Source organism: Streptomyces sp. NPDC054783 (assembly GCF_053611725.1).
The window spans coordinates 103,626-120,979 of the sequence record NZ_JBSHAY010000002.1; the positions used below are offsets into that span (position 1 = coordinate 103,626).

Annotated in this window: 17 protein-coding genes and 2 pseudogenes; 12 read left to right on the top strand and 7 right to left on the bottom strand. The window is 70.2% G+C overall.

Translation table 11 applies throughout. The annotated features are described in order from the left end of the window. Positions 1–7 precede the first annotated feature (7 nt). Genes ACWGJ5_RS04795 through ACWGJ5_RS04805 form a run of 3 tightly spaced genes read left to right on the top strand, consistent with a single transcriptional unit; the run spans position 8 to position 3,552 of the window. Positions 8–1,042 carry a carbohydrate ABC transporter permease gene (locus ACWGJ5_RS04795; protein WP_453308357.1) on the top strand — a complete coding sequence of 345 codons (1,035 nt, stop codon included), beginning with the start codon at positions 8–10 and terminating at the stop codon, positions 1,040–1,042. Next, entirely contained in the window at positions 1,039–1,890 is an 852-nt protein-coding gene (locus tag ACWGJ5_RS04800; protein WP_453308358.1) for a carbohydrate ABC transporter permease, read from the top strand. Before ACWGJ5_RS04795 ends, ACWGJ5_RS04800 begins: the two co-directional genes overlap by 4 nt. Before the next feature lie 24 nt (positions 1,891–1,914). Continuing rightward, a complete protein-coding gene (locus ACWGJ5_RS04805) occupies positions 1,915–3,552 on the top strand; it encodes a glycoside hydrolase family 13 protein (RefSeq protein ID WP_453308359.1) in 1,638 nt (545 codons plus the stop codon). Between the two features lie 27 nt (positions 3,553–3,579). Here the strand turns inward: ACWGJ5_RS04805 and ACWGJ5_RS04810 are convergent, their stop codons facing one another. The 4 genes from ACWGJ5_RS04810 to ACWGJ5_RS04825 form a co-directional block, all read right to left on the bottom strand. Continuing rightward, positions 3,580–4,812, bottom strand: a complete 1,233-nt coding sequence (locus ACWGJ5_RS04810; protein ID WP_453308360.1) for an NAD(P)/FAD-dependent oxidoreductase — start codon at positions 4,810–4,812, stop codon at positions 3,580–3,582. 381 nt (positions 4,813–5,193) lie between these two features. Beyond that, complete coding sequence (locus ACWGJ5_RS04815) at positions 5,194–6,024, bottom strand: hypothetical protein (protein WP_453308361.1); 831 nt, start codon at positions 6,022–6,024, stop codon at positions 5,194–5,196. 72 nt (positions 6,025–6,096) lie between these two features. Beyond that, on the bottom strand, positions 6,097–6,954 hold the full coding sequence (locus ACWGJ5_RS04820; protein WP_453308362.1) for an ABC transporter permease: 858 nt from the start codon (positions 6,952–6,954) through the stop codon (positions 6,097–6,099). After that, positions 6,951–7,880 (bottom strand): ABC transporter ATP-binding protein, encoded by a 930-nt coding sequence (locus ACWGJ5_RS04825; RefSeq protein WP_453308363.1) that lies wholly within the window; start codon positions 7,878–7,880, stop codon positions 6,951–6,953. Before ACWGJ5_RS04825 ends, ACWGJ5_RS04820 begins: the two co-directional genes overlap by 4 nt. 152 nt (positions 7,881–8,032) lie before the next feature. Between ACWGJ5_RS04825 and ACWGJ5_RS04830 the strand changes: the two genes are divergently transcribed. From ACWGJ5_RS04830 to ACWGJ5_RS04840, 3 genes and pseudogenes are all read left to right on the top strand, one after another. Further along, entirely contained in the window at positions 8,033–9,184 is a 1,152-nt protein-coding gene (locus ACWGJ5_RS04830; protein WP_453308364.1) for a sensor histidine kinase, read from the top strand. Next, positions 9,181–9,825, top strand: coding sequence for a response regulator (locus tag ACWGJ5_RS04835; protein ID WP_453308365.1), 645 nt, complete (start codon positions 9,181–9,183; stop codon positions 9,823–9,825). The genes ACWGJ5_RS04830 and ACWGJ5_RS04835 overlap by 4 nt, the downstream gene beginning before the upstream one ends. A 181-nt stretch (positions 9,826–10,006) precedes the next feature. Continuing rightward, positions 10,007–10,525 (top strand): annotated as a pseudogene (locus tag ACWGJ5_RS04840) (site-specific integrase); the annotation flags it as partial. 7 nt (positions 10,526–10,532) lie between these two features. On the opposite strand, the gene sodN reads toward ACWGJ5_RS04840, so the two are convergent. Then, complete coding sequence (gene sodN / locus ACWGJ5_RS04845; RefSeq protein ID WP_064535234.1) at positions 10,533–10,928, bottom strand: superoxide dismutase, Ni; 396 nt, start codon at positions 10,926–10,928, stop codon at positions 10,533–10,535. Between the two features lie 145 nt (positions 10,929–11,073). Here sodN and sodX point away from each other — a divergent pair, with 145 nt between their 5' ends. Then, entirely contained in the window at positions 11,074–11,508 is a 435-nt protein-coding gene (gene sodX / locus ACWGJ5_RS04850) for a nickel-type superoxide dismutase maturation protease (RefSeq protein WP_453308718.1), read from the top strand. On the opposite strand, the gene ACWGJ5_RS04855 is transcribed toward sodX, so the two are convergent. Continuing rightward, complete coding sequence (locus ACWGJ5_RS04855) at positions 11,412–12,038, bottom strand: CGNR zinc finger domain-containing protein (RefSeq protein WP_351613557.1); 627 nt, start codon at positions 12,036–12,038, stop codon at positions 11,412–11,414. The genes sodX and ACWGJ5_RS04855 overlap by 97 nt on opposite strands. 97 nt (positions 12,039–12,135) lie before the next feature. On the opposite strand from ACWGJ5_RS04855, the gene ACWGJ5_RS04860 reads away from it, so the two are divergent. Next, positions 12,136–12,894: a class I SAM-dependent methyltransferase gene (locus tag ACWGJ5_RS04860; RefSeq protein ID WP_453308366.1), complete on the top strand. Its 759-nt coding sequence runs from the start codon at positions 12,136–12,138 to the stop codon at positions 12,892–12,894. Between the two features lie 60 nt (positions 12,895–12,954). Here the strand turns inward: ACWGJ5_RS04860 and ACWGJ5_RS04865 are convergent. After that, positions 12,955–13,074: pseudogene (locus ACWGJ5_RS04865) on the bottom strand (ectoine/hydroxyectoine ABC transporter ATP-binding protein EhuA); the annotation flags it as partial. A 717-nt stretch (positions 13,075–13,791) separates the two neighbouring features. On the opposite strand from ACWGJ5_RS04865, the gene ACWGJ5_RS04870 reads away from it, so the two are divergent. From ACWGJ5_RS04870 to ACWGJ5_RS04885, 4 genes are all read left to right on the top strand, one after another. After that, complete coding sequence (locus tag ACWGJ5_RS04870; RefSeq protein ID WP_453308367.1) at positions 13,792–15,012, top strand: NAD(P)-dependent malic enzyme; 1,221 nt, start codon at positions 13,792–13,794, stop codon at positions 15,010–15,012. 195 nt (positions 15,013–15,207) lie between these two features. Continuing rightward, positions 15,208–16,173 (top strand): zinc-binding dehydrogenase, encoded by a 966-nt coding sequence (locus ACWGJ5_RS04875; protein WP_453308368.1) that lies wholly within the window; start codon positions 15,208–15,210, stop codon positions 16,171–16,173. 113 nt (positions 16,174–16,286) lie between these two features. After that, entirely contained in the window at positions 16,287–16,496 is a 210-nt protein-coding gene (locus ACWGJ5_RS04880) for a helix-turn-helix domain-containing protein (RefSeq protein ID WP_018571396.1), read from the top strand. Next, positions 16,496–17,062 carry a Clp protease N-terminal domain-containing protein gene (locus tag ACWGJ5_RS04885; RefSeq protein WP_453308369.1) on the top strand — a complete coding sequence of 189 codons (567 nt, stop codon included), beginning with the start codon at positions 16,496–16,498 and terminating at the stop codon, positions 17,060–17,062. The genes ACWGJ5_RS04880 and ACWGJ5_RS04885 overlap by 1 nt, the downstream gene beginning before the upstream one ends. The last annotated feature ends 292 nt before the right edge of the window (positions 17,063–17,354 follow it).

Below are 17,354 nucleotides of genomic sequence, written 5' to 3' on the forward strand. Positions count from 1 at the left end.
CGGGGCCATGACCGACGTCGAGATCCCGACCGGAACCGCCGCAGCCGAGGCCCGCCGCACGTCCCGTACACCGGTGAGGGGCCTGCGCACCCGGTCCCGCGCCACGGCCGGCTCGGGGCGGATGGCGGCCCTGCTGGTCTCCCCGACGCTCCTGGTGCTGACGATCGTCGTGCTCTACCCGACGGTCATGGCACTGCGGGAGTCGTTGTACGGGCCGAAGGGCCTCGACCCGAAGACCGGCTTCATCCGCAGCACCGAGCCGTTCGTCGGGCTGAAGAACTACGCCGACATCTTCGGCGCCGCCGGGGACCGGTTCTGGAACGCCTTCTGGAACACCACCTTCTTCACCGTCGTCACCGTCGGGCTGGAGACGGTGATCGGCGTGGCCATGGCCCTGATCATGCACCGGGCGTTCAGCGGCCGGGCCCTGGTCCGGGCGGGCATCCTCGTCCCCTGGGCGGTGCCCACGGCCATCTCCGCCCTGCTGTGGCGGTGGATCTTCAACAGCGACGGCATCGCCAACGCCCTGATCGGCCACCAGATCCTGTGGACCACCGAGGGCTTCCACGCCAAGGTCGCGGTCATCGTCGCCGAGGTGTGGAAGACCGCCCCGTTCATCGGGCTGCTGGTCCTGGCCGGACTGCAGGTCATCCCGAACGAGGTCTACGAGGCGGCCCGCATCGACGGCGCGAGCGCGCTGCGCCGGTTCTGGCACATCACGCTGCCCCTGGTGAAGCCGGCGCTGCTGGTGGCGATGCTGTTCCGCTGCATGGACGCACTGCGGATGTTCGACCTGCCGTACATCCTGATCGGCGCGCAGAAGAACTCCGTGGAGACGCTGTCCATGCTGGCCCAGAACGAGGCGTCCAACGTCCGCTTCGGCCCGGCCTCCGCCTACGCCGTCCTGCTCTTCCTCTACGTCTTCCTCGTCGCGCTCGCCTTCGTACGGCTGCTGGGCGCCGATCTGGTCGGCGGCGCCGGGGGCGGCCGCCGCAAGAGGACCGGGCTCTGGTTCGCGCGCCGCGCGGAGGTGACGGTATGACAGCCATGACGCCCAGGGGGACCACGGCGAAACGGCGCGGCCGGCTGCTGTACGCGGGGGTCGCCGCGGTGGTGGCCTACTGCCTGGCGCCGTTCTACTGGATGCTGGTCTCCAGCCTGCGCCGCACCTCCGACATCTTCGACACCTCGCTCGTCCCGTCCCCGGTGTCGTTCGAGAACTACCGGTCGCTGTTCGGCGCCTCCCAGGGGTTCACGCGGGCGCTGCTCAACAGCCTCGTCGTCGCCGGCATCACCACCGTGCTGGCGCTGTTGCTGGCCACGTTCACCGCCTACGCGATGGCGAGGCTGGAGTTCCGTTTCAAGCGGCTGATCCTGACCCTCATCATCGCCACCTCGATGTTCCCGGTGGTGTCGATCGTGGTCCCGCTGCTGAAGCTGTTCACGGACATCGGCTGGATCAACACCTACCAGGCCATGATCGTGCCGAGCATGTCCTTCGCGCTGCCGCTGGCGGTGTGGAACCTGACCACGTTCTTCCGGCAGATGCCGGACGAGCTGGAGCACGCCGCCATGGTCGACGGCTGTACCCGGGGCCAGGCCTTCCGCAAGGTCATCGTCCCGCTCGCCGCGCCCGGCATCTTCACCACCGCGATCATCACGTTCATCGCAGCCTGGAACGAGTTCCTCATCGCCCTGTCGATGACCAACCGGCCGGACATGCAGACCGCACCGGTCGCCATCTCCAAGTTCACCGGCGCCACGACGTACGAGACGCCGTTCGGCAGCCAGATGGCCGCGGGCGTCCTCGTCACGATCCCGCTGGTGGTCATGGTGCTGCTCTTCCAGCGCCGCATCGTCGCCGGCCTGACGGCCGGTGCCGCGAAGTAGACCCTCCCACCGTGAAGGAACAGCATGCCCGGTACCGCACCCTGGTGGCGCAGCGCCGTCATCTACCAGGTCTACATCCGCAGCTTCGCCGACGGGAACGGTGACGGCATCGGCGACATCGCCGGCATCCGCTCCCGCCTGCCGTACCTGAAGTCGCTGGGCGTCGACGCCCTGTGGATCAACCCGTGGTACAAGTCGCCCATGGCGGACCACGGTTACGACGTGGCCGACTACCGCGCCATCGACCCGCTGTTCGGCACCGTGGCCGAGGCCGAGCAGCTCATAGAGGAGGCCCACCGGCACGGGATCCGCATCATCCCCGACATGGTGCCCAACCACACCTCCGACCGGCACGCCTGGTTCCAGGCGGCGCTCGAGGCCGGACCGGGCAGCCCGGAGCGCGAGCGCTATGTCTTCCGACCCGGCCGCGGCCCCGACGGTGCCCTGCCGCCCAACGACTGGGTCTCCTCCTTCGGCGGCCCGGCCTGGACCAGGCTGCCCGACGGGGAGTGGTACCTGCACCTCTTCGCCCCCCAGCAGCCCGACCTGAACTGGCAACACCCCGAGGTGCGGGCCGAGTTCGAGTCGGTCCTGCGGTTCTGGTTCGCCCGGGGCGTGGACGGCTTCCGCATCGACGTGGCGCACGGCCTGATCAAGCACCCCGAACTGCCCGACCTGCCACCGCCTCCGGCCGGGGTCGGCCGGCGCCGGCAGCACCTCGACCACCCCCACTGGGACCGCGACGAGGTCCACGAGATCTACCGCGCCTGGCGCAAGGTGGCCGACGAGTTCCCCGGCGACCGGTGCTTCGTCGCCGAGGCCTGGGCGGACACCCCCGAGCGGCTGGCCGCCTACGTCCGCGCGGACGGCCTGCACACCGCGTTCAACTTCGACTTCCTGATGTCCCGTTGGGACCCGAAGGACCTGCGCGCGGTCATCGACGACTCCCTCGCCATGCTCGGCGCGGTCGGCGCGCCCGCCACCTGGGTGCTCTCCAACCACGACGTCATGCGCCACGCCAGCCGGTACGGCCGCAAGGCGGCCCGGCGCTGGGTGGCCAACGAGCGCTACGAACCCGAAGGCCCCCTCGACCTCGAACTGGGCACCCGACGCGCCCGTGCGGCCGCCCTGCTGATGCTCGCCCTGCCCGGCGGCGCCTACGTCTACCAGGGCGAGGAACTCGGCCTGCCCGAGGTCGAGGACCTCCCCGACTCCGTCCTCCAGGACCCCGTCTGGGAACGCTCCGGCCACACCGACCGCGGCCGCGACGGCTGCCGGGTGCCGATCCCCTGGTCCGGGCGGACGGCACCGTACGGTTTCAGTCCCGAGGACGCCTGCGCCGCGCCCTGGCTGCCGCAGCCGGCGGACTGGGCCGCGCGCACCGTCGAGGCGCAGAGCGGCGACGCGACCTCCATGCTGGAGCTCTACCGCACCGCCCTGCGCCGGCGCCGCGAGCACCCCGCCCTCGGCGACGGCACTCTCACCTGGCTGGACGCCCCGGCGGGAGTCCTCGCCTTCCGCCGCGACCCAGGCTTCGTGTGCGTGGTCAACCTCTCCACCGAGCCTTACCCGCTGCCCGCCCACACCGCGATCCTGCTGGCCGGCGAACCCGTCGTGGACGGCTTGCTGGGCCCGGACCAGGCGGTGTGGCTGGCGGTGTAGCGCCGCGCTCCGGTTTCCGAAGGCGCGTCAGTGTGCGTCGTAGATGCCCCGATAGTGGCCGAGCGCGGTGTCGCGGACCTTCTGGTCGCTCCAGGAGGCGAACCGACAGGGATCGAGCCGCTCGGGCTCCACGAGCAGGTCGCCGGTCTCCAGGAGCATGTTCGCGAGTTGGCGGCCGACGCCGCCCGCGTGGGTGACCCAGGAGGCCTCGGCGCACCACAGGCCGTCCACCCCGGTCGGGCCGACCAGCGGGAGTTCGTCCGGGGTCAGCGCGAAGACGCCGTTGAGCCGCCGCCCCAGGGGTGCCGACCGGAAGGCCGGCACGAGGGCGGCGGCTTCGCGGAGGGCGGCGCCGAAGTCGGTCTCACGGAAGGGGAGTTCGGCGGAGGCGAGCGCGGCCGACGGGTCCAGCGGGAGCGGCGCGTGGGCGTAGCTTCCCAGCCCGTAGCGACGGCCGTGGCGGCGGGTGTAGACGGTGTGGTCGGGGTAGCGGACGATCGGCGCGTCGATGGGGGTGTCGTCGAGCCCGGGCAGCTCCGCGGTGAACTGGTAAGGATGCTGGACATCCACCATGGGCAACCGGACCCGGGCACCGGCCGCCAGCACGGGCCCCCAGATCCCGGTGGCCAGGACGACCCTTCCTGCCCGCACCGGCTCGCCGTCGGCACCGGCCCGCACGCCCACGACTCGCCCGTCCTGCGTCTCCAGCGCGCGCACGGGCGTGCCGAACCGGAACCGCGCTCCGCCCTTCTCCGCGGCCTCGACCAGGGCATGGGTGATCGCGGCCGGATCGGCGGCACCGTCGGAGGGCATGTACAGCCCGCCCAGGGCACGGTCGGGGTCGACCAGTGCGGGGGCCAGGGCGACGGTCTCGGCGGCATCGACCACCCGCGCCTCGATCCCGGCCCGCCCGCCCTGCTCGACGTCCCGGTGGGCCTGCTCCAGCCGCGCGGCCGTGGTGGCCACCTCCAGACAGCCGACCTGCCAGAACACCGGCGCGGGCGCGGTCGCCGAGAGCGCGAGGTAGGTGCCGACGCTGTCCTTGGCCAGCACCGTCAGCTCCGGGGTGGCGCTGAGCTGTCCGACGAACCCGGGTGCGAGCCCGGTGGATCCGGTCAGCGCCGCACGCTCCCGGGCATCCAGCACGGTCACCCGCTCATGCCCCAGCCGAGTGAGGTGCCAGGCGACCGACGCCCCCACCACACCGGCCCCGACGATCAAAATCTCTTCGCCGAGCCGCTTCCCCGTACCCGTGCTCAAGTCCGTCTCCCCTGTTTCCGGCCGCGCCACGCTCCGGCGCCGCTGACCCGCAGCATCTTCGGCCATACGCGACGACGGACCAAGCGCCGGTCCACCATCCGGCCATGCCGACAACAGGCAGGGGCCCGGCCGGAGAAACCGACCGGGCCCCTTTCAAACCGGGGGAGAAAGCCTCAGGCCTTCTTGGTCTCCTAGTAACGGGCCAGGTCGGTGACCTGCGGGAAAGTTTCCTGTGGGGCGCTGACCTGGCCCTTTGGCGATTGGTGGCGATGGGGTGCGACGGTCTTGAGCGGGTGTCTTGCGGACTGTGTGCGGACTGCTGATCCAGCTGATCGGCACCGTCTCACCGGTCCTGGGGGCACGATCAGCCGCATGGACCGGTCAGACGTCACGGCGGCGCACCACGATGAGGGCGGCGAGAAGCGTGAGGAGCGGCCAGAAGGCGAGTGCGGTCCAGGACTGGAGTGCCGTGGGAGGGAAGGGACCGACGTTGTCCCACTCGGTGCTGAGGCTGGTCAGGGTGTTCCACGCGTTCTGGGGTGCCGAGTTACTCAGGGCGGCCGTCAACTGGTTGCTTCCGGAAGGTACGGCGCCTAGCAGGACCGGGCCCAGGACGGCTGTGAACAGGGCGGCCGCGGCGGTTCGGATGAGTGTGCCGATGGCCATGCCGATGACCGCGCATACCGGCAGGATTGCGGTGGATGCCACGAAGCCTTGCAGGACACCGGGCTGACTGATCGAGATGCCTAGTTGGTCGCCGGACAGGATCGTCTGGGCGGTGATGAACGAAGCGATCGCGGTGATGAGGCCGACGACGCACGTGACGCTCGCGAGGACGACCGCCTTGGCGAGTACGACACGCAGGCGGTTCGGGACGGCGAGGAAGGTCGTGCGGATCAGTCCACTGGAGTACTCGCTGCTCATCGCCAGGACACCGAGCATGCTGGCGCCTGCCATGAGGAAGCCCCACGTGCCGGAGTTGAAGGAACCTCTCAGCGGATCGTAAGCGGCGTGCGCCGACGCGCCGACAAGGTGGACACCCGAGCAGGTGAACCACTCGCCGCAGACGGTGATCAGCGGAGCGAGTGCCAGCAGGACGTAGGTCGAGCGCTGCGAGAACAGTTTGATCCTTTCGGCGGCGAGCAGGTCGCGGAACCGGCCGCGGAGTTCGTCGCCGGCTACGACTGTCGGCGGTTTGGTGGTTGTGGCCATCAGGGCCCCTTGTCGTATATGTCAGTCCAGAGTGGGGCGTGCTTCGTCAGGTGTCCGGCGTAGGTGGCGCCGTCACACGTCGCGGTGGCGCAGGACCGTCACGGCGATGGCGACCGAGACGACGGCCCAGACGATGAGCGAGATCCAGGCCGCCGGGACGGAGGAGACGTGTTCGACGAGGTGCCCGTGGCTCATGATGGTCAGGCGGCCCCAGGCGTACGCGGGAAGGGTGTTGCCCAGGTCTGCCCGCTGGTTGGCGGACAGCAGGGGGAGGGGTGCCTTGACGGCCAGTGGACCGACGAGGAAGAAGACGAGGACTGCGAAGACGGTGCCGGCCGTGTTGCGGATGAGCGTGGCGACGGCCATGCTGATCAAACCGCAGACCGGGACCATGACCGTGGTGCCTGCGATGAGACGCCAGATGCCGGGGGTCGTGAAGGAGAAGCCGGTGATCCGGTCCGAGATGACGGCCAGGGTGATGCCCCAGCACCCGATCCCGATGAGCAGGCCGAGGACGGCCAGCACGGCGCACACCACCATGACCTTGGCGAGCACCACGCGGCCTCGGGCAGGCACAGCGATGAGGGTGATGCGGATCAGTCCGCTCGCGTGTTCACCGGCGACATTCATCGCGCCGATCGTGCCGGCGGTGGCCATCAGCAGGAGGAACTTCGGGAAGTCGAAGGCGTCGTGCGCTGGGTCGGGATCGAGCTTGGCGTAGGCGGGCCACACCGGGTAGGAGTCGTGGGCGAGCTGGGCGGCGCGGTAGGCCAGGTAGAGGTAGAAGACGAGGAGAAGGCCCAGCACGATGGGGGTCGAGCGCAGCGACCAGAGTTTGATCCACTCGGCGCCGAGCAGATCGCGCCAGCGGGCGGGTACGGCAGCGCCGCGTCGGGTGGCAGCTGTGCGGGGCGTCGAGAGGGCGGTCATCGGTCCGTGCTCCTCTCGGGCGTGGCTGAGGCGCGGTACTGGACGCTGGCGGCTGTCAGTTCCATGAATGCGTCCTCCAGCGTTCCGTCGTGCGCGGCGACCTCGTGGACCAGGACACGGTGGGTGAAGGCGAGTTCGTTGATGCGAGCCGCGGTGAGGCCGGTCACGGTGAGGCCGTCGCGGCCCTGCGACAGCACCGAGGCTCCCGCGTTGCGCAGCACCTCGCCCAGCACAGCCGGGTCGGGGGCTCGCACGGTGACGCCGGCGCTGGTGGCACGGGCGGCGAAGTCGGCGAGGGACTCGTCGGCGAGCAGCCTGCCGCTGCCGACGACGACGAGGTGGTCAGCGGTGTGCTCCATCTCGCTCATCAGGTGGCTGGAGACAAAGACGGTACGTCCCTCGGCGGCCAGGCGACGGAACAGCTCGCGGGCCCACCGGATGCCCTCGGGGTCCAGGCCATTGATCGGTTCGTCGAAGAGCAGGACCGGTGGGTCGCCGAGCAGGGCGGTGGCGATACCCAGACGTTGACGCATGCCGAGCGAGAACCCGCCGACCCGCCGACGGCCTGCCTCGCCCAGACCTACCATCTCAAGCACCTCGTTGACCCGGCGGCGTGGCAGGCCGTTGCTGCGAGCCAGTGCGGCCAGGTGTGCCTTCGCGGTGCGTCCCCGGTGGACGTCACCCGCGTCCAGCAGGGCGCCGACGTGGCACAGGCCGGTACCGAAGTCCTGGAAGCGACGGCCGTTGATGGTCGCGGTGCCACTGGTGGGGGCGTTCAGGCCGAGAAGCATGCGCAGCGTGGTGGTCTTGCCGGCGCCATTGGGACCAAGGAACCCGGTCACCTGCCCGGGGCGGACGCAAAAGGTCAGACCGTCGACGGCCAGTACGCTGCCGTAGCGCTTGGTCAGCTGGTTGATTTCGATCACGCCACCCAGGCTGTCGGCGACCGGGTCGTGTCACATCGGTCTGCGGGCTCCCGCCTCGTCAGCCCACGGGATGCAGACCACGGTCCGATACCACCGTCGACCTCGGTGGATAGCATCGCCGAGTGCGACCCCGCCTCCTTACGCCCGCGGCCTTGCTTCGCCGGTTGTCGCCGGACCCGCTGACGGCACTCGGCTGGTGCGCCGTCCCCGCCTTCGCGCTGGTTCTCTACACCGCGATGCCTCAACCCGCGCACCCGGTCTTCCTGCCGTTCGGTCACTTCGTTCGCATCGGGCGCTGGGCCTTGGTGGGGATGGCTCTGCTGATGGCATGGCCGGCCGGCTGGGCGAGTCGCCGACCGTTGCCGGTCCTTGCGGTGCTGCTGACCGAAGCGGTCGTGGCCCGGATGTGCGGGGATACGACGTGGCCACTGTTCCTCGCAGCGGACGTCCTGGTCTTCTATATAACCATCACCCGTTCGCGCCGGGCCGCCGCCGGCGCGGTGGCCGGCGTGCTGGCCGTGTGGGTGCTGGCTGCGACGGCCTTCGTCCCGGGAGCTGGGGCCTTCGAGATCCTCACCGGTCCGTGGTCGGTCCTCGTCGTGGCCACTGCCGGCGCCTGGATCCTCGGCAGTTGGATCCGACTGCGGCAGGACCACGCCGAGGCCCTGCGAGCACAGGCCGCGACGCAGGCAGTCCAGGCCGAGCGACTGCGGATCGCCCGGGAGATGCACGACATGGTGGCCCACAGCATCGGCGCCATCGCGATCCAGGCCGGAGCGGCGAAGCGGGCCGTCGACAGCCAGCCGGACGGCGTGCGCGAGGCACTGGGCATCATCGAGCAGACCAGCCGGGAGACGCTGACCGGTCTGCGGCGCATGCTCGGCGTCCTGCGCGAGGCCGAATCGGAACCGGCGCCGTCCGCCCCGGCGCCGGGCTTGGAGGACATCGACGGGTTGGCCGCGACGGCGGCGGACGCCGGGGTGCGGCTCGAGGTGCAGTGGCATGGCCGACGACGCCCGCTCACCCCCGAGGTCGAGCTCGCCGCCTACCGCGTCATCCAGGAGTCGGTGACCAACGTCGTACGTCACGCCGACGCCGCCCACTGCCTCGTCCGCGTCGAGTACGAGGAGGAGGAGCTGTCCGTCGAGATCACCGACGACGGACACGCAAGGGCGACCACGAACCCGCGTAGCGGCTACGGAATCACCGGAATGCGCGAGCGCATCGCGCTGCTTCACGGCCACTTCAGCTCCGGACCGCAGACCGAAGGCGGCTTCCGGGTCGAGGCTAGGCTGCCCATATGACGATCCGTGTGCTCCTCGCCGACGACCAGCCGGTGGTCCGCGCCGGACTGCGCATGCTGATCAACGACATCCCGGACATCGAGATCGTCGGTGAAGCCGGGACCGGCGCCGAGGCGGTCCAGTTGGCCACCGATCTCCACCCCGACGTCGTCGTGATGGACATCCGGATGCCCGCCATGGACGGTATCGAGGCCACCCGGCTCATCAAGGCAGGAACCTCGGCGAGCGTGGTCATCCTCACGACCTTCGACGACGACGAGAACGTCTACGCCTCGCTGCACGCCGGCGCGAGCGGCTTCCTGATCAAGGACATGGTGCTGGACGACATCGTGACGGCGGTCCGCGTCGTCGCCGCCGGCGACGCCCTGATCGCACCCGGCGTCACCCGCCGCCTCATCCAAGAGTTCACCGGCCGGGGCGCCATGCCCTCCCGGCGCCGACGTGAGATCAAGGGGATCACCGACCGCGAACGCGAAGTGCTGACTCTTATCGGACGAGGCATGTCCAATGCCGAGATCGCCGCCCACCTGTACATCAGCATGGCCACCACCAAGAGCCATGTGGCGCGTCTGCTGACCAAGCTCGACGCCCGCGATCGAGTCCAACTCGTCATCGCCGCCTACGAGGCAGGCATGGCCTGACCATCCGACAGGAACCCTGCTGGCGGACTCGATCGGCGCCCCGGACCGCGGAAGGGACGGCCAGCGGTTCCGTCTCCTTCGGCTTCACAGATCGGCACTCGAATCCGTGCACGCATGCGTCCGCGCAATAACGGCGTTGATTGATCAGCCGCCCTGGTCTTCTGACAGGGAGGGCAACGAAGTCGTCACCCTTGCCGGATCAGGCTTGCGAATAGGCGAGTTGCTCGGTCTCAAGGTCTCGGACGTCGACTTCAAGGTCGGCACCATCCGCGTCGAACGTCAGCGACTCCAGTCCGGGAAGATCGGCCCGCCGAAGACCGCCAAGTCGCGGCGTACCGTCCCGGTCGGTGAGGTGGTCACAGACGCCCTCCTCACGCACGTCGCTGCACGCCCCTCCAAGGAGTCGGAGAACGAGGCGGCCGAGCGCGAGGGCCGCAAGCCCGTCGAACTCCCGCACATGGTGACCCACGACCTGCGCCACTCCTGCGCCTCCACCCTCATCGCCGACGGAGCCGGCGTCAAGCAGGTCCAGCTCGTCCTCGGACACGCGTCCGCCGTCATCACACCGCGGATCTACGCGCATTGGCCGGGCGAAAAAGACCGCACCCGGACCGCCACGGACGCCGTTCTCGGCGGCCTGCGGGCCGGGTGCGGACCGGGAGGCCCTGCGACCGAAGTGATCGCAGGGCAGAAGGTCTGACCGAAGATCAGGCCTTCTTGGTCTCCCAGAAGATCTTGTCGATCTGGGCGATGTAGTCCAGCGCCTTCTGGCCCGTCGCCGGGTCGGTGGACGCCTTGGCGGCCGAGAGGGCCTTCAGGGTGTCGTTGACCAGCTGGTGCAGCTCCGGGTACTTCTCGAAGTGCGGGGCCTTGAAGTAGTCGCTCCAGAGCACGGAGACGTGGTGCTTGGCGAGCTCCGCGCGCTGCTCCTTGATGACGGTGGCACGCGCCTGGTAGTGGGGGTCGTCGTTGCCGGCCATCTTCTCCTGGACGGCCTTCACCGACTCCGCCTCGATGCGGGCCTGGGCCGGGTCGTACACGCCGCAGGGCAGGTCGCAGTGGGCGCTGACCTTGACCTTGGGGGCAAACAGGCGGGAAAGCATGGAGCATTCCTTCCTCGTGATCGTCTTCTCAGGTGCGACATTACTCCCTGAGGAAGGCGATTTCTCGGGTGCCCCCTAGGGCTTAGGACAAAAGTCCAGGGTCAGACTGAGACTGGTGGAGGAACGGACCGGGGAGGTGCCGGGGATGCCGGAGCTGTCGCAGGAGACCGAGCGGGGGAGGGCCGTGGCGCCCTTCGGGGTGGCGGAAGTGACCGGGCCGTCCATGGTGCCCACGCTCCGTCACGGGGACCTGCTGCTCGTGCAGTACGGCGCGTCGGTCAGGGCGGGGGACGTCGTCGTCCTGCGGCATCCGCTCCAGCAGGACCTGCTCGTCGTCAAGCGGGCCGTGGAGCGCCGCGAGGGCGGCTGGTGGGTGCTCGGGGACAACCCGTACGCGGGCGGGGACAGCACGGACTACGGGGTCGTACCCGACGAGCTCGTCCTCGGGCGCGCGCGCTTCCGGTACCGGCCGCTGCCCGCCGGTCAGCGCTCGCCGCTGGCGCTGGTGCGCTGGGCGCTCTCGGCGGCGAGGCCGCTGCTGCCCGACCGGTCGGCCTCCAGGCGCTTGCGGGCCCGGTAGGCGGCCACGTTCGCGCGGGTCGCGCAGCGGTCGGAGCAGTAGCGCCGGGAGCGGTTGGTGGAGGTGTCGAGGTAGGCGTTGCGGCAGGGGGCCGCCTCGCACAGGCCGAGACGGTCGACGCCGTACTCGGTGAGGTGGAAGGCCAGGCCCATCGCGGCGATCGCCGCGTAGCCCGCAGTGGCGTTCGACGGGTGGTCGGCCAGGTGCATGTGCCACAGCGGGCGGCCGTCCTCGTCCCGGTGGTCGTGGCCGGAGATCTGCGGCGACACCGGGAACTCCAGCAGGAGTGAGTTCAGGAGGTCCACGGCCAGCGTCTCGTCGCCCTTGTCCGCCGCTTCGAAGACCGCACGCAGACGGGCGCGCACCGAGCGGAAGCGCGTGACGTCGGCGTCGGTGGCGCGGCGGGCCGCCGACATGTCACCGAACAGGTCGCGGACGGCCTCGACCGAGGTCAGCGAGTCCTTGCCCCGGGCCGGTTCCTCGCTGTTGACGAGACGGACGGCGTAATCCGAGTAATAGGCCAGTTCCACTTGTAGTCCTTACGGGGGCGCTTTATGGTCGTGTCTGCGGTCGGGTAACAGCCGGTCGTGCTTCCAGGGTATTACGCAGACAAGGGGGACAGGCTTCATGACGATGAGCACGGGCACCGACTGGGCGGTCTGGCAGGAGAGCTGGGACCGGCAGCAGCAGTGGTACATGCCGGACCGGGAGGAGCGGTTTCGGATCATGCTCGACATGGTCGAGGCGCTGGTCGGCACGGCGCCGCGCGTCCTCGACCTGGCCTGCGGCACCGGCAGCATCACCGCCCGGCTGCTGCAGCGCTTCCCGGAGGCCACCAGCACCGGCGTCGACCTCGACCCCGCCCTGCTCGCCATCGCCCGAGGCACCTTCGAGGGCGACGAGCGGGTCTCCTTCGTCACCGCCGACCTCAAGGACCGCGACTGGCCGGCGAAGCTGCCGTACGACTCCTACGACGCCGTCCTGACCGCCACGGCCCTGCACTGGCTGCACAGCGAACCCCTCGCGGCCGTCTACGGTCAGGTCGCGGAGCTGGTCCGCGACGGCGGTGTCTTCATGAACGCGGACCACATGATCGACGACAGCACGCCCCGGATCAACGCGGCCGAGCGCGCCCGGCGGCACGCCCGCATGGATCAGGCCAAGCGCGACGGTGCGCTGGACTGGGCCGAATGGTGGCAGCTCGCGGCGCAGGACCCCGTCCTCGCCGAGCCCACCGCCCGCCGCTTCGAGATCTACGGCGAGCACGCCGACGGGGACACGCCCTCGGCCGCCTGGCACGCGTGCACGCTGCTGGCGCGCGGCTTCACCGAGGCCAGGCCGGTGTGGTGCTCACCGTCGGACACGCTGCTGCTCGCCGTGAAGTAGGCGGGTACGTGCGAGGGGCGGTACGGAAGTCCGTACCGCCCCTTCCCGGCGCGGTCGGGGAACCTTCGACAGGAACGACTGCGTCCGCCCGTGCTGAGGGTTCGTCAGGACGTCGCGCGGATGGCCCGATTCGACCACCACGCCCTCGTCCGTGAACACCAGGCTGTCGCCCACCCCGCGTCGGCCCGGTCGGCCAGGCCCACGCGCTCCGGCAGCTGCAAGTTCGACCAGTAGCCCTTGTGGGGCGGAGGTCCAGGTCCAGGCCGACGGCCTTGCCGGAGGGGTCCTTGCTCTTGTCCCTGGTCTGGTCACCGCAGCCGGTGAGCGGCAGGGCGCCCGCGACCCGCGATCACACCGGCCGCTGCCAGAGGGGAGGCGGGCGGCGGTCGTACGACGGGTGGAGCTTGCGGTCACCGTGGTTCCAACGCATCTTGCCATTCGGTCTACGCCGTTCAGGGGCGTCGCCATGTCAAAATCACATAACGGGTCACCCCCGAACCGCATCAGGTCGGTACATCCTTGGTCGTTCACCTTCGGACCATCTGCGGGAATCCGCCCCTCCGACCGGAAAATCTTCGGTGCGTCTCACGATGTGGTCGGCGCGGGCATCGGCCTGCCAGCGTCTTCACATGCTCGGCGCGGTTGTCAGCCGCACGTCATCTCGCCGTGGCTTTCCGGTTCCGAGATGTGACCTTGCACCTAATGGACTCGTCGTGGGTACCGTCCGTCCGGTAAGAAGGTTCTTTACACCCCTCATCCGGGGCTCAGGGCGCGTGTGCGGCGCGCCCGTCGCGTATGGCCCGTACGTATCAGCAATCGGGCGGTACGCGGTGCCCGCCCACCCCTCACCAGGAGTGGTCGACCCTCAAACCATGCATACCTAAGGGGTAAAACGAAGTGGCAGCGGAGATCGTCAATCCTCGCAGCGACAGTACGGACCAGGACGGCGGGGCCGAGCCCCTCGATTCCTTCGATCCGGCATTCGCGCTGCACCGCGGCGGCAAGATGGCCGTGCAGGCCACCGTGCCGGTCCGCGACAAGGACGACCTTTCCCTCGCGTACACGCCCGGCGTCGCGCGCGTGTGCACCGCGATCGCGGAACAGCCGGAGCTGGTCAACGACTACACATGGAAGTCCTCCGTGGTCGCCGTCGTGACCGACGGTACGGCCGTGCTCGGACTCGGGGACATCGGTCCCCAGGCCTCCCTCCCCGTGATGGAGGGCAAGGCGATCCTGTTCAAGCAGTTCGGCGGCGTCGACGCGGTGCCGATCGCGCTCGACTGCACCGACGTGGACGACATCGTCGAGACCGTCGTCCGGCTCGCCCCGTCCTTCGGCGGAGTGAACCTGGAGGACATCTCGGCACCCCGGTGCTTCGAGATCGAGCGCCGGCTCCAGGAGCGCCTGGACATCCCGGTCTTCCACGACGACCAGCACGGTACGGCCGTCGTGACGCTCGCGGCGCTGCGGAACGCGGCGCGGCTCAGCGGGCGGGAGATCGGGCAGCTGCGGGCCGTCATCTCGGGCGCCGGCGCGGCCGGTGTCGCCATCGCCAAGATGCTGGTCGAGGCCGGCATCGGGGACGTGGCGGTGGCGGACCGCAAGGGCGTCGTGTCGGCCGACCGGGAGGACCTGACCCCGGTCAAGCGGGAGCTCGCGGGCTTCACCAACAAGGCGGGCATCACCGGCTCGCTGGAGGACGCCCTCGCGGGCGCGGACGTCTTCATCGGCGTCTCCGGCGGTACGGTCCCGGAGGAGGCCGTGGCCTCCATGGCCAAGGGCGCCTTCGTGTTCGCGATGGCCAACCCGAACCCCGAGGTGCACCCGGAGGTCGCGCACAAGTACGCGGCCGTGGTCGCCACCGGGCGGTCCGACTTCCCGAACCAGATCAACAACGTGCTGGCGTTCCCGGGCATCTTCGCGGGCGCGCTGCAGGTGCGGGCCTCTCGGATCACCGAGGGGATGAAGATCGCTGCGGCGGAGGCGCTGGCCGCGGTGGTGGGGGACGACCTCGCCGCCGACTATGTGATTCCTTCGCCGTTCGACGAGCGGGTTGCTCCTGCGGTCACGGCGGCGGTTGCGGCTGCCGCGCGGGCCGAGGGTGTCGCTCGTCGCTGACGTCGCGCGGAAATGGCCCCGTCCGTTTGGGCGGGGCCATTTTTTCACCCTCCCGGCCACCCGTTCAGGTGGTGCAGAGGCACCCTTGAGAGCGTGGGTGCTCGGCTGCGCCGCACGGGTGCCGTCACGCAAGAGGGCATGTGTCACAGCGCCGTGCAGTTCCGCCGGCTGCACAGCGCACCTATCGTCAAGGTCATGTTCGCTGTCTACGCCGCCCGAATCGACCGCGACCAGCCGCTCACCGGCCTGGAGTTGGGGGAGCTTCCGGCCCCCGAGGTCCGGCCCGGCTGGAGCACCATCACGGTGCGCGCCGCCTCCCTCAACCATCACGACCTCTGGTCCCTGCGGGGCGTCGGCCTCGCGGAGGACAAGCTGCCGATGATCCTCGGCTGCGACGCCGCCGGCGTCGACGAGGACGGCAACGACGTCGTCCTGCACTCCGTCATCGGCCAGACCGGCCACGGCGTCGGCCCGAACGAGCCGCGCTCCATCCTCACCGAGCGCTACCAGGGCACCTTCGCCGAGCAGGTCGCCGTACCGACCTGGAACGTGCTGCCCAAGCCCAAGGAACTGTCCTTCGCCGAGGCGGCCTGTCTGCCGACCGCCTGGCTGACGGCGTACCGGATGCTGTTCACCAACGCCGGGGTACGACCCGGTGACTCGGTCCTCGTGCAGGGCGCGGGCGGCGGTGTCGCCACGGCCGCGATCGTGCTCGGCAAGGCGGCGGGGCTGCGCGTCTTCGCGACCAGCCGGGACGAGGCGAAGCGGAAGCGGGCGCTGGAGCTCGGGGCCGTCGAGGCGGTGGAGACGGGGGCGCGGCTGCCGCAGCGGGTGGACGCCGTCATCGAGACCGTGGGCGCCGCGACCTGGTCCCACTCGGTGAAGTCGCTGCGGCCCGGCGGCACGATCGTCATCTCCGGTGCCACCAGCGGGGACCGGCCCTCGCACGCCGAGCTGACCCGGATCTTCTTCCTGGAGCTGAAGGTCGTCGGCTCCACCATGGGCACCAAGGATGAGCTGGAGGACCTGCTCTCCTTCTGCGCCGCGACCGGGGTGCGGCCCGTCATCGACGAGGAACTGCCGCTGGACCGCGCCCGCGAGGGCTTCGAACGGCTCGCGGCCGGCGAGCAGTTCGGGAAGATCGTGCTCACCAACTCCTGAGGGTTTCCCGGCAGGTGGGCTGTGGGGCGGGTCCGGATGTCCGGGCCCGCCTCTTGCGTGCCGGAGTGTCAACTGGGGTTGACATCCCGGGCGTGTCAACGTAGGTTGACATCATGACCGAGGCAACCGATCTCGCCGAGCGCGCCGGTGACCGAGATCCGCGGGTCGGACTGCGGGCCGTGGCCGCGCTGCGCAGGCTGCTGGAGCAGCTGGAGGCGGTACAGGTGCGCAGTGCGCGCAATCAGGGCTGGTCGTGGCAGGAGATCGCCGCGGAGCTCGGAGTCAGCAGGCAGGCCGTGCACAAGAAATATGGGAGGCAGTGATGTTCGAACGCTTCACCAAGGACGCCCGTGAGGTCGTGAAGGGCGCGTTCGTCCACTGCGAAGGTTCGGGTGAACAGACCGTCGGCGCCGAGCACCTGCTGCTCGCCCTTCTCGACCGGGAGGGCAGCCGTGCCTCCTTCGCGCTGGCCGCGCTGGGTCTCGGGGAGCGCAGGGCGTCGGTACGGCAGGCGCTGGAGGAGGCGCGGCGGAGGGCCGGGCTGTCGCGGGCCGACTCGGACGCGCTGGCGGGGCTGGGGATCGATGTGTCGGAGATCGTCGCCCGGGTCGAGGACGTGCACGGCGTCGGGGCGATGTCCGGCGACCCCGAGGACCGGCGCCGGTGGTCCGGGCGACGGCCGGGCTTCGGCCGGAGCGCCAGGAACGTCCTGGAGAGGGCGCTGCGGGTCGCCGTCGGGCACCGCGACCGGTACATCGGGGACGAGCACCTCCTGCTCGCGCTGACCGTCCTGCCCGGGGTGGTGTGCGAGGTGCTCGCGGACCACGGGGTGACCCACGCGTCGGTGACGCGCGTGCTGTACGGCGCGGGAGAGGCCCAGGCCGGCTGAGAAACCGCCGACCACCATCCCGGCCAGGACGGTCAGGCCTCCGGTGCCGGCCGTCCTGCTCCCGCCGGTCAGGCCTTTGAGGCTCACCCGCCGCGCTCCCGCCGGTCAGCCCCTCGGCGTCCGTCGTCCTGCCGCCGCCCGGTCGGGTCTCCGGTATCTGCCGCCTGCTGTCACCGGTCAGCCTCTCGGCGTCCGCCGCCGCACTCCCGCTGGTCAGCCCTCGCTACCCGCCGCCTGCTCCCGCTGGTCGGTCCTTCGGTGTCCGCCGTCGCGCTCCCCGTCGGCCGGGTCT